At 58.2% G+C, this 12,087-nt stretch carries 9 protein-coding genes; 3 read left to right on the top strand and 6 right to left on the bottom strand.

The features are described from left to right. Positions 1-4 precede the first annotated feature (4 nt). Positions 5-976, top strand: coding sequence for a cysteine synthase A (gene cysK, locus ACAM27_RS03605; protein ID WP_011787097.1), 972 nt, complete (start codon positions 5-7; stop codon positions 974-976). Positions 977-1,052: 76 nt separating this feature from the next. On the opposite strand, the gene ACAM27_RS03600 is transcribed toward cysK, so the two are convergent. The 3 genes from ACAM27_RS03600 to ACAM27_RS03590 form a co-directional block, all read right to left on the bottom strand. Beyond that, positions 1,053-1,631 carry an outer membrane beta-barrel protein gene (locus ACAM27_RS03600; RefSeq protein ID WP_011787098.1) on the bottom strand — a complete coding sequence of 193 codons (579 nt, stop codon included), beginning with the start codon at positions 1,629-1,631 and terminating at the stop codon, positions 1,053-1,055. Positions 1,632-1,751: 120 nt separating this feature from the next. Then, complete coding sequence (locus ACAM27_RS03595) at positions 1,752-2,048, bottom strand: hypothetical protein (RefSeq protein ID WP_011787099.1); 297 nt, start codon at positions 2,046-2,048, stop codon at positions 1,752-1,754. Beyond that, positions 2,045-2,962 carry an esterase/lipase family protein gene (locus ACAM27_RS03590; RefSeq protein WP_369612572.1) on the bottom strand — a complete coding sequence of 306 codons (918 nt, stop codon included), beginning with the start codon at positions 2,960-2,962 and terminating at the stop codon, positions 2,045-2,047. The genes ACAM27_RS03595 and ACAM27_RS03590 overlap by 4 nt, the downstream gene beginning before the upstream one ends. Before the next feature lie 204 nt (positions 2,963-3,166). Between ACAM27_RS03590 and ACAM27_RS03585 the strand changes: the two genes are divergently transcribed. Further along, positions 3,167-3,766, top strand: coding sequence for an ATP-dependent zinc protease (locus ACAM27_RS03585; RefSeq protein ID WP_011787101.1), 600 nt, complete (start codon positions 3,167-3,169; stop codon positions 3,764-3,766). A 1-nt stretch (position 3,767) separates the two neighbouring features. On the opposite strand, the gene ACAM27_RS03580 is transcribed toward ACAM27_RS03585, so the two are convergent. Beyond that, positions 3,768-4,655 carry a DNA ligase gene (locus ACAM27_RS03580; protein ID WP_369612571.1) on the bottom strand — a complete coding sequence of 296 codons (888 nt, stop codon included), beginning with the start codon at positions 4,653-4,655 and terminating at the stop codon, positions 3,768-3,770. Between the two features lie 51 nt (positions 4,656-4,706). Further along, a complete protein-coding gene (locus ACAM27_RS03575) occupies positions 4,707-5,144 on the bottom strand; it encodes a YtoQ family protein (RefSeq protein WP_011787103.1) in 438 nt (145 codons plus the stop codon). 220 nt (positions 5,145-5,364) lie between these two features. On the opposite strand from ACAM27_RS03575, the gene ACAM27_RS03570 reads away from it, so the two are divergent. Beyond that, positions 5,365-6,774 carry an SPFH domain-containing protein gene (locus ACAM27_RS03570; RefSeq protein ID WP_369612570.1) on the top strand — a complete coding sequence of 470 codons (1,410 nt, stop codon included), beginning with the start codon at positions 5,365-5,367 and terminating at the stop codon, positions 6,772-6,774. 60 nt (positions 6,775-6,834) lie between these two features. Here the strand turns inward: ACAM27_RS03570 and ACAM27_RS03565 are convergent, their stop codons facing one another. Further along, on the bottom strand, positions 6,835-12,084 hold the full coding sequence (locus ACAM27_RS03565) for a DNA repair ATPase (RefSeq protein ID WP_369612569.1): 5,250 nt from the start codon (positions 12,082-12,084) through the stop codon (positions 6,835-6,837). Positions 12,085-12,087: the final 3 nt, after the last annotated feature.

Below are 12,087 nucleotides of genomic sequence, written 5' to 3'. Positions count from 1 at the left end.
GAACATGGCACGTATCTATAACGACAATTCCCTTTCCATCGGCAACACACCGCTGGTGAAGCTGAACCGGGTAAACGATGGCGCAACGATCTGGGCCAAGATCGAAGGCCGGAACCCGGCCTACTCGGTCAAATGCCGGATTGGTTCCGCCATGATCTGGGATGCCGAAAAACGCGGTACCCTGAAACCCGGCATGACTATTGTCGAGCCCACCAGTGGTAACACTGGCATTGCCCTGGCCTATGTTGCCGCTGCCCGCGGTTACAAGCTGATTCTTACCATGCCGGCCTCCATGAGCCTGGAGCGGCGCAAGGTTCTCAAGGCCCTGGGGGCCGAACTGGTGCTGACCGAACCCGCCAAGGGTATGCCGGGCGCCATCGCCAAGGCTGAGGAAATTTTCGCCTCCGACCCGGACAACCACTTCCTGCCGCAGCAGTTCCAGAATCCCGCCAATCCGAAGATTCACGAAGACACCACCGGCCCGGAAATCTGGGAGGATACCGATGGTGAAGTGGATATCTTTGTTTCCGGCGTTGGTACCGGCGGCACCCTGACCGGCGTCTCCCGTTATATTAAACAGACCAAAGGTAAAGCCATTACCACTGTGGCGGTGGAGCCCGCGGATTCCCCGGTCATCGCCCAGACACTGCGGGGCGACGAGATCAAACCCTCTCCCCACAAGATTCAGGGTCTCGGGGCCGGCTTTGTTCCCAAGAACCTCGACCTTGATCTGGTTGACCAGGTAGAAGCCGTGTCCAACGAGGACGCCATGGCCATGGCCCATCGCCTGATGCGGGAAGAGGGCATTCTGTGCGGCATTTCCTGCGGCGCAGCGGTGGTGGCCGCGGTTCGGGTCAGCAAACAGCCGGAACACCAGGGCAAAAACATCGTGGTGGTATTGCCGGATTCGGCCGAGCGTTACCTCTCGTCGGCCCTGTTTGCCGATACTTTTGGCGAGCTTGAGAATCAGCAGTAATTCTCACCGAGCCCGAATATAAAAAAAGCGCAGCCTCTACGGGCTGCGCTTTTGTTTTCTGGAACTGACGTCAGTGTCAGAACTGGAACTTCAGACCAACCCGACCGGTATCGAAATCCGGGCCGTCGTTGGTTACCTGGCCGTTGAAGTCGTCTTCGTCGATGTCGACGTTGTAGCGGTTGTACTCAGCAAACGCCGTCAGCTGTTCGGTTACCCGGAAGTCGACACCAGCACCGACAAACGGATTCACCTCATCGTAGGTTTCATCCTCATCGAAGGCTTCAACATCAAACGCTGACGCGAAGGCACCGGCCTTGGCATAAACGCCAAAGCTGTCGGTCAGTGGCAGGCGACCGATGGCACTCAGGCCCGCGCCTTTAAGCTTACCTTCCACGTCATCATCGCCGAAGTTGCCAAAATCGATATACTCCGCTTCAAGGGCAAAGAATTCGTTGAACTGATAGCCCAGAGCTGCACCAAGCAGATCGTTCTCGTCCTCGAATTCGCCGCCGTGGGCCTTGTATCCCCCGTAACTACCACTGATGTACGGTCCTGACTTGTCGCGGCTGACATTATCCTGGGCCCAGACAGCAGGGGCAGTGAAGACGGCAGCAGTCAGAACAGTTGCACACGCAAATCCAGCTTTGTAGCTCATAACGCGTTTTCCTCTGTGGTTGGGTTTTCCATTCGTCGAAACGATCAATCGGAAATCCTGTTTCCCGATTGCGTAAAACCAGCCTACAGAAGAATTCAGGGGTACCGGGTTAAAACCGGACTAAGATTTATTCACATTCCTGTCATCTCGTTCCCGCAGATAACCGTCGGTAATCCGCGTCACGGCCGCTCCCGCCATCGCCACACTGCCATAACTCAGCCGGGAAATGCCGTGGTGCCATACCCGAACCACTCTCGCCCCGGGCCGGGTAACCGGCACAGTTTCCAGTATCCGAAAGCTTTCTTCGGCCACCGACAAATGAACCCGCTGCAGCTTCACCGCGCTGTGTTGCACCCCGTGAGCGAGAAGATCTACCAGGCCCAGCCACCAGTGCATGTCGCCATTAACCTTGTTCATACCAACCAGTCCTCCAGTTGCTGGCACACCGATGTATGGTGAGCCAGGCGGATATGATCCACACCCGGAACATTCGCACAGCCCGCCAGCTGCCAGCCGGATTGGCCAGCGCCTTCAGCACTGGCCTGCTGCACCAAGGCGTCACCAAAGAGCAGGTTCACAGGGTGTTGTTGACCGCGCAGGAGCAAGCCACTGATCACATAATGCCGGGCCTCCGGTAACAGTGGCTGGGGCTCCACACCGGGTTCCAGGACATCGCCCCGGGACAGGTTACGGATACCCTCGCTACGCAGGTCGATCACTTCACCAATCACCCTCAGATAGTCCCGGGATCTCCGGTTTAACCAGCCGGCCGCCCGGTGGGCACCAACCGCCAGCCAGGAGCCATCGTGTGGCGAACCGATGTACACGCAATCCGGGTTCCGTGTGACCCAGGAGTGCCCATTCACCAGACCATAGTGGCAGGCACTTCGAATCAGCAATCCGCCCATGCTGTGCCCGATCAGGATCAACCGCTGCACCGGAACGGGCCAGTTACTGACCAGGGATTCAAGCAGGGCCGCCAGCTCCTGACCGTTACGATAAATCGGCCGACCGGTGTTGAAACGCAGTTTCAGGGCGCTGGCATCGCCAAGCTGTTCCGCAAGGTAGCTGCCATAGTGGTAACCCGGTCGCGAGGGAAAATCCCATACCGACTCCAGTTCCATGAGGCCGTGGATCGACAGGCACAGGGTACGGCCGGGCACCTCGGGTTCCGGTTTCTCTACCTGCAGCTCTGTATCTCCGGCAAATACAGACATAGGAACGGCAAGACCATTGCCACGATGCTCCAGCCAGTCGCCAAGAAAACCACTGGCGATGGCCGCTACCTGTTGCTGGATTCGCCCGGTTGAGACCTGAGGTGCCATCATCATTCTCCTGTTGATAACTCCAGTGTACGCCTGCCAGGGACAATGGCTATGGCGATAATCGGGCCAGAATACGGCTCACGGGCGAATGGCTGCCAACGCTTCGGCTCAAGGAAGTTTAATCTGCCGGCAAGGGCGACAGAGAGGGAATCCTGATACGCTTTCGAACCGTATTTGTCGTTTAACCGGGAAAATACAAGGAAGCATCTAATGCGATCTGCTGTTCTCTTACTCACTCTGACAAGCCTGATTTTCTCCGCGCTTCCGGCATCGGCCGAAAGCACAGAAGAGGCCACACCGGAACCCGAGGTTATGGGGTTCGTGGAATGGGTGGTAATGGGCGAAACCGGCATACGCCTGAAAGCCCGTCTCGACACCGGTGCCAAGACCTCCTCACTGCATGCGGTCAATGTTGAACCGTTCGAGAAGGACAATGAAGAGTGGGTCCGGTTCCAACTTCCACTGGGCGACCACAAAGACCAGCCCAGTGAAGGGGATATTGATCACGAAGAAGTGATTCTCGAATTCGAACGGCCGGTATACCGGACCGTACTGATCAAGCGCAAGGGCGCGCCGTCACAACGCCGATACGTGATAAAAATGGACTTCTGTATTGGCGGCAAAACCCATGAAACCCAGTTTTCACTGACGGATCGGGGCAAGTTCTCTTATCCGGTGCTGCTGGGCCGTCGCTTCATGCGCGATGACAACATCCTGATCGACTCAGGCCGCAGCTTTATCGTTGAAAACGAGTGTGAATACAGCACCCTCGAGGAACTCGCCGAGAGTAAGAAGGCGCTGGCAGGCTGAACTATTCGATACCCTCCGGTTCGTCATTACGAATTCTTAGAAAGCTGGCGAACCGGGGTAAGCCTGTAGCCGTGAGGCCGCGATAGCGGAACGTAACCCGGGCGCCAATAGCAGGCGGATTGTGCCGCTCCTCATCGGTAAACCCGGTGCCAAGCCGGAACCGGCGACCACTTTCCAGCTCTACCTCCAGTGCCCCCAATAATCCCTCATACTTGCCCTTGCCGGGAAGATGAGCAACCACTGTGGCTTCCGCATCCTGATGTTTTTTCACTTTGAGCAGGTCATCTGAACGGCCCGCCTGATACCAACTTTTGCGGCGTTTCAGCATCAGTCCCTCACCACCGGCCGCGACCGTTTGCTCAAGCCGGGCCATCAGCTCATCGTGGCTGGCAACTACCCGCTGTTCCACCAGTACCGAATAACGCGAATCTGCTGCGGTCACCAGCTGTTGCAAGCGTCTATAGCGTTGCTCAAAAGGCCGATCTGGCTCGGGCAAATCAAATACGTAGAAGCGCACCTGACGCCATTCCTGGTCTACTGGCTGAACTTTGCGGACTACGCCAGATAGTTCCGCAAAACGGCCACGACCGCTCCAGAGTTCGCCATCCAGGGGTTGAGCGGGAAACTGACGGGTAAACCAGGCCGGTGCGCTATACCTGTACCCGCCCCGAGACCAGAGCGTCTCGCCATCCCAGAATGCCCGGACACCGTCCAGCTTTTCACTGACCCAGTACTCTTCCAGATTGACCCCGGGATGGTAGACATTGGCGAGCGGAAGAGCCGGCGGCCGGCCACTGGCATGCCCAAACGCTGAAAGGAAGATTGATACAACAATAAAACTGAATGCCAGAGGCATCGCCCTGACACGGGTGGTATTGCAGAGTGGCATAGTCCTTTGCCCTGTTACGTCCCTGTTTACAGAATTCCGATATTACGGTTCTTAAGCCGTTACATACTTCAGCAGCTCTACCACCTGTCCCGGCGTTTTAGCCCATGCCATGGCGGCGGCGTCCACTTCTTTGAGCGGATGCACAATGTCTTCGTCATGCAGGGTAATGTATGGCGTGCCCATCGCCGCACAATAACCGGCGTCGAAGGCCGCGTTCCACTGCTTGTACTTGTCGCCAAAGCGGATGACCGCCAGATCACACTGCTCAAGCAGGGTTTTGGTGCGGATGGCGTTTACCTTGGACGACTGGTGGTCACGCCAGAAATTGTTTTCCGGTTTGCCCAGGAAGTCACCTGCGGCATCACTGGATTCGTGATCGGTATTGGCAGACGTGAATTCTACCGGCAGGCCGGCCGCCTCGGCACCCGCAGCAATCTGCTCGCGCCAGTCGGTGTGGATTTCGCCGGAGAGGTATACGGTCCAGATCATGTTGGGCTCCTTACGCCAGTTTAAAGCCGGCCAGTCTAACCTACGGGCCGGCTTTAATGTAGGCGCCCGGACGACCACCGCTCCATGGCGCTCTCAAGCCAGTGACGTTACTGTCGGCCACATACAGACTTTTCCTACAAAAATATGACCCATCTTCCTACACACTATTTCTGCCATTCCGGTACATTCGGCCGCCCCAAGAACCCATCTGGAGTATCGAATGGACGCCCCGGCAATCTCACGGACAGAGAAACTGCTCTCTGCTGTTCTGAATAATCTGAAAAAATATCTGTTGGCCATCGCAAGCTCGCTGTTCGCGGTCTTCCTGGCCATGTCTTCCTTTTTTACCACGGAGCTGGGCTACACCTATGTGGTTCAGGACACCCTGTTTGGCACCATCCGCGTGTTCACCGAGCCCGGCCTGCACTTCAAGGTACCGTTCTTCTCAAACGTTTATACCTACAATCAGGCCATGACCCTGAGTTTCGGTAACCAGGAGAGTGGCGAAAAGATCAAATCCACCCGGCAGCTGGGCGAAGTGGAGGTGCAGTTCGCTGACACCTACACCGCCCGGATTCCGGCCACTTTCCGGTTCCGACTGTCAGCAGATCCGGAAAAGATTGTGGCTATGCATCGTGAGTTCCGTAGCTACGACAACCTGATCGATTCGCTGCTGATCAAGAACGCCAAAAACGTGACCGTAGTGACCGCCACCCAGTACACCGGCGAAGAGTTCTTCCAGGGTGGTCTGAACAAGTTCAAGGTTCAACTGGAAGACCAGTTGCAGAATGGCCTTTACGAAACCGAGCGACAGCAGGTGGAAGTGGAACAGACCGACCTGGCTGCCGTATCTTCAACCAACGACGACGGCGACCGGCTGGAGCGGAAAGTGCAGCTGGTCTGGAAAAACATCATCCTGCAGGACAGCTCCGGCCAAGCCAAGCGCATTGCCAACCCGCTGGATGCTTATGGCATTCAGGTACGCCAGGTCACCATTGGCCGTCCGCTGCCCGAGAAGCGACTGGATGAGCTGCTGGTGAAAAAGAAGGACCTAGTCGCCAAGCGGATTACCGCGATCCAGGCCCAGGAAACCGCCCGCGCCGAAGCCAAAACCGCGCAGCTGGAAAAAGAGATCGAGAAGGCCCGGGCCATCCAGGACGCCCAGCGCAGCAAAGAACTGGCCATTATTTCCAAGCAGAAAGAAGTGGAAATGGAGCGTCAGCAGGCAGAACTGGAAACCGTCCGCAAAGAGAAAGAAAAGGCCGTAGCCGTGCTGGAGAAACAGAAGCAGCTGGAAATCTCGGTTGCTGAGAGAGACATCCAGAAAGCCAATGCCGAAGCCGCCACCTACGCTGCAAAAGCCATTCGTGAGCAAGGCCTGGCGGAAGCCGAAGTCGCCAAGGCACACCTGCTGGCCAAACAGGCCGCCCGGGATATCTATATGGCCGAAATCCAGCGCGATATCGCCCAGGTAATGTACCCGGCCCTGAAGGACGTAACCATCGATATGCCGGACTACTATGTCGGGGCCGACGCAGGCGCCAGCCCAGTCAGTAGCCTGGAAGTATTTACCAGTCTTGGTGCTATGGAGCAGTTGCGCCGGTCTTCAGGACAGACCATCCCTCAGTAAAGCCAACGCATTGATACCGGGGTGGGCGATCCAGACATTCGCCCCCCGGTATCAACGTGGTCAACCGGCCAGCAAACGCTCCTGCAGCTCCCGGATCACCCGCAACACCCGGCTCATGTCACTCTGGGTTTTCAAATCCAGATCCAGCTTGCCATCCATGGTTTTCACCAGCGGCACAATGGATTCTTCAAAGATCCGGGCGAAGGCCATCAGCGCGTCGCCCACCTGGGGCGGGCTGTCCAGGTTGACGGTGACAGCGGGATTCAGCTGTACCGATTGCAGGCCTTCGGTGAGGCCGGTTTCGAGGGAACGGGACAGCTGGCTCAGGGCTTTATCCAGATCGGGTTCCGGGTGTTTTCCGCTGTCCAGTCCGGCAACAAGCTGTTGCCCCAGTTGCTGCAGATGTTCCGAGATCAGCCCCAGTTGGCGAACCACTTTCACCCCGGTTTCCTCGTCGCCACCGGCTTGCTGACGGCGGCGGTATTCTTCACAGATGGCCTGCCAGCGTGCCGCTTCTTCGTCGTTCATGGTGCCGCGCATCTGCTTGAGCTTGAGCAGGTTTTCTTCGGCGCCGTAGGTCAGCAGCTGAGCCTCGCCCTGGTAGTGGTCATCAATCAGGGCTTCAAGTTCCTGGTCACTCATCACCGGCGACAGCTTCTCCGCCAGCTTGTTCATGTTCCGGTAACTGCCCTGCAGCTTGAAGGTGGGCTCGGTGCGGTACGCTTCTGCCTGGGCGCTGGAGGCAATATAAGCCTGATTGACCCGCAACACGGTTTCCCGCACCCGGATCATTTTCTTCAACAGGGCAACGATTTCATCGCGCTCGGCGGCGCTGTAGTCGTGTTCAAAGTCCGAATCCGCCACCGTTTTGCCTTCGGCCAGATCGGCGAACCGGTAAAAGTCCGCCATGCCCCGGGTGGCCAGCGGTGCCAGCACCCGGTTGGAGCTCAGGCTGTTCTCGATGTAGGACAGCGCAAAGGCATGCTCCATGCCCGAGAGCACGTCACCCAGGTTGTAGATGTCGGCCCGGTTGGCGAGCATGTCGGGGACCTTGAAGACTTCGCCGCTTTCGGTATATGGGTTCCCGGCCATCACCACACAGAAACGCTTGCCGCGCATGTCGTAGGTGCGGGTCTTGCCGCGCCACACCCCTTCTATGCGGCGCGTGCCGTCACACAGGGAGATAAATTTCTGCAGGAATTCAGGGTGGGTGTGCTGGATATCGTCCAGATACAACATCACGTTGTTACCCATTTCCAACGCCAGGTTAAGCTTGATCAGCTCTGCTTCGGCGGTGGAATGCGGTGCCTTTTCGGGATCCAGCGACATCACGTCGTGGCCCAGGCTCGGGCAGTTGATCTTCATGAAGATCAGACCCAGGCGGTTGGCCACGTATTCCATCAGCGTGGTTTTACCGTAGCCCGGCGGCGAGATCATCATCAGCAGCCCGGACTGGTCGGTGCGGCGGTCTTCACCCGCCGTGCCCATCTGCTTGGCCAGGTTATCGCCAATGATCGGCAGGTAACTCTCGCTGATCAGCTTGTTACGCACGAACGACGACAGCGGGCGGGGCCGGAACTCGTCCAGCCGTAACTGGCCACGCCATTTCTCCAGTACCTGCTGCCGCACCTCCTGCAACTGCTGCCAACCAGGAATGATCTCCTGCTGGTGATATCGCAGACGCTCGTCAAATTCATCCAGTTGCAGGCTGAGCGTGCGCTCTTCAATGCGAGGGTGTTGGCCCAGCAGACCCTCAATCTGGAACGCCAGTTCCACACTGCGAACCGAGGTTTTCACCGTTTCGCCTACGTTCAGCACAACCACGGCCTCCGGAAGATAGTGCAGCAGATGCTGCTGATCCGTCTTGGCCATCCAGGCTTTCAACCAGTGGCTGGTGATGCTCCAGCGAGCAGCCGGCTGATCGGCCACGACCTCCAGTGCCTGCTGATACTGGGCAAACTGGTTATCCCGTTTCAGTGCCTCGACAAAGCCGGTCGCCAGATCCCCGGCATAGCGAGTGATATCGAAGCCTTCGGATTCTTCCGCCAGCTGCCGCACCAGGTACTGGGCTGCGGAATGCACCAGGCTGCGACCATCGCTGCCCGGCCCGGCCAGGCTCAATTGCTGTTCTTCCACAAAGTTTGCGAGCTGCGGTTCCAGTTCCTGTTGCAGGGATTCCAGCAGCTCATCGGACTGCATCATGCGGCTGAGGATGCCGGCAGACAGGCACCGGGAACGCAGTTGCTGGCCCGCGCTCTGTTGCTGGCTCAACCCGGCCCAGAACAGCATGGCCAGTGCCCTCGCCCTGGGGCTGAAACGGAGCAACCCGGCGTTCTGAATCGCCGGCCACAGCGTACTGACAATCAGCGCTGCGTCGTGATCATGGATGCCTTTTTCGTAGCCCTCCCGGTATCGGGGCGAGGCGAACTTGCGGATGTAACCGGTCAGTTCATCCAGATCCGCGACGTTAACCGGCAGGTCTCCGGCCTTGCGGAACTCATCGATTACCAGTGCCGACAGATACTCCGCCCGGTACACCCGGTCGGATTCCGAAGGCTGGCTCATGTTCCAGTAGCCCCGGAGGCGGTCCAGCTCGGGCTCCTCCAGGCGCTCGTAATACTGGGTCCCGGTCAGGTGCAGCAGCACATAATCGTCCCGGGGAATCAGGGTCAGATCCAGCTCCCGCTGGTTAACGCTGAACTTGTGCTTGCCCAACCGGATTACGGCACCGCCATCCTCAAAGATATCGGCTTTATCCCGAACGCTGCGCAGGGCGGTGTCCTGAGCCGCTTTGAGCTGGCCCAGGCAATCGTCCGCTTCCATGGCGGCGCCCAGCTCCCGTAACTCTCCGGCCATACTGCGCAACCGGCTAACCATGGCATCAGAGGCGAAGAAGGCATGCAGCTCTTCCGGGCTGCTGAAACGTTCGGTACGGCGGCCCAGATTCTTGAGAATACGGGCGGAGGCATCGGTGAGCGTGGTTACCCGGCGCTGTTGCTGATCCTGGAGCTGCTGGCGCCATGCCTCGATGCTCTCATGGGCGTTCTCACGCTGCTCCAGAATGGCCGCCAGGAACTCGTCATATTCGCCAAACTGGCTTTCCAGCTCTTGGAGCTGATCCAGCATCCGGGTCATCAGACCATCGCATTCGCGCACATCCGACAGCGCGCTGACGCCGTTCGCCAGGCTCTGCTCAAACAGCCGGATACGAGCCGCAAACTGGGCCCGGGCTTCCGCACTGCCCTGCTCTCTCAGCCGGATTTCCGCTTCGGAACGCTGCTGGTTGATGGTGGCGTAGATGCCGGAGATATTATCGGTGATCGCCGTTTCCAGCGCGGCATCGTCACCGCCCATCGACGCCAGCATGCCCTGGATCATGTCCAGGCCTTCGGTCAGTTCCCGATAGCGATCGACAATCTTCTTCAGGGCATCCCGGCTGTCGGCCTCGGCCAGCGCGGTCTGCAACTCGCTCAGGGTCTGGCGGTAGCCATCCAGCGCCTCCGGCGACGCCAGGAAACGGAAGGTGCGCTCGGTCAGCCGGTCCTCAGCCTCGGCCAGCTCCTCTTCAAGAGTGTCGATACGGGCTTTGTCGGCGTAACGCCGATCATTGAGGGTTCGCACCCGGCCGCGATGATCGCGCAAACGTGCCAGGTAACTGACAAACTGATCCGGTGCTTTCCAGCTATCCGGTTTCAGGTCCCGCATCAACGCGCCCTGGTCCTGAGCGACCTCGGTAATGGCAGCTTCAGTCTGGGCGCGAATGCTCTGGACTTTCTCATACTCATCCAGCACCAGCTCTGCGGTGCTTCGGATGGTGCTGAGCTGTTGATTTAACCCGGCAAACAAGGCTTCTTCCTGGCGCGCTGACAGCCAGAAAAACTGGTCCAGAATACGGTCCACGGTGCGAATCAGGTTGGTGAAATGCCGCTCACTGGCGCCGGCGCCCTCCACCAGGGTAACCACCGTATTCAGCTCGGCAATTCCCCGAACCAGCTCGGGATTGCCAATGCGCGCCAGCTCGGAATCGTTGGCGACGTTCGCCGCAGCGTGGAAACTTTCAGAAGTGAACGGCGTTTCCCACACCTGCAACGGGTGCACCAGCGTAGGTTCCTTGTCGGCATTGAAAATCACCAGATGTCCGTTTTCGAACAGGGCGTAGCCGTGGCCAATCAGGGGCACATCCGCCTGTTTGCGAATCAGGTTGTAGCGGAACAGGATCACCTGACCAGTGCGCTGTTCGAAGAAGACATACAGCATGTCTTCACCGTTGGGGGCCCGCAAGGTACGCTTTAGCCGGAAATCCCCGTCAGGAATCTGGAAGGTTTTCAGCTCGCCGGTACTCAGGTAGTAACCCGACGGAAAAATCAGGCCGTGATTGTCCGGCAGCGACGCGACGGAACCGGCCATGGCGTCAACCCGCTCGATCTTGCGCTCGGTGCGGTTGAACAGGTAGTAGCGCCAGTGTTCTTCGTTAAACGGCAGAATCCGCACCAGCAGAATCTCGCCCAGATCGGCAAAATCGAAGCTGGCGTCGTCCAGTGACTGGGAATCGGACTCCACCCGGTCCGAGTAGATGCCTTCGCCGGTGGAGGTGTTGTTCTCCACCTTGAAAGTAATGTTGCCCCGCAGGTTATCCACAAACAGGGTGTCGGCGATGTTCAGGTGCGGAGAGCGGCCCTGAACCTGGCTGTCGCGGCCCACGGTTTTCCAGGGAAAACTGAAACGTTCCGGGAAAGACAGATCGCGCTCGCCGCGATTATCAATGTAGCGGCTGACCTCACCATCGGGCTTCAGTTCCCAGCGAAACACCCGAAGATCATCAAGCTTGTCACCGATGCGGAACGCCATCAGCAACATGCCTTTGAGAATCACCAGTTGCGACAGCGTGGCGGTGTTGTAGTACTGCTGGAGTTCCCGGAAGTCGGTGGCGAAGCGTTCATCCTTGAGAAACGAACCCTCAATGGCCGCTTCGGTCATCTCGAACCCGCTGTCGCCGTCGTTCAGGTGGTACAGCCTGAACACATCTTCAATCACCAGCGTCTTGCGCAAGCCCAGCTGCAGATTGAAACCGAACAACAGCTTGTCGCCCAGACGCACCACATCCCGGGCGATGGCGTTGTTTTCGGTTCGCACCCGGGCCCGGCCCAGCACGTTCATGCCGGCACTGCCAAAGATCTCTTCGCGGGCCTGGTTCAGCCCGGACACCTGCTCACGCAGTTGGCCGCCCTGCTCTTTCAGCCGGCGCTTGATGGTTTCAAAGGCTGAACCTTCCTGAACAATGCTTTCGAGCTCGGTGCGATCCGTCGACATACC

The sequence above is a fragment of the Marinobacter sp. RI1 genome (assembly GCF_041155085.1).
In the GTDB taxonomy this organism is placed as follows: domain Bacteria; phylum Pseudomonadota; class Gammaproteobacteria; order Pseudomonadales; family Oleiphilaceae; genus Marinobacter; species Marinobacter nauticus.
This window is presented reverse-complemented; position numbering and strand designations above follow the sequence as displayed.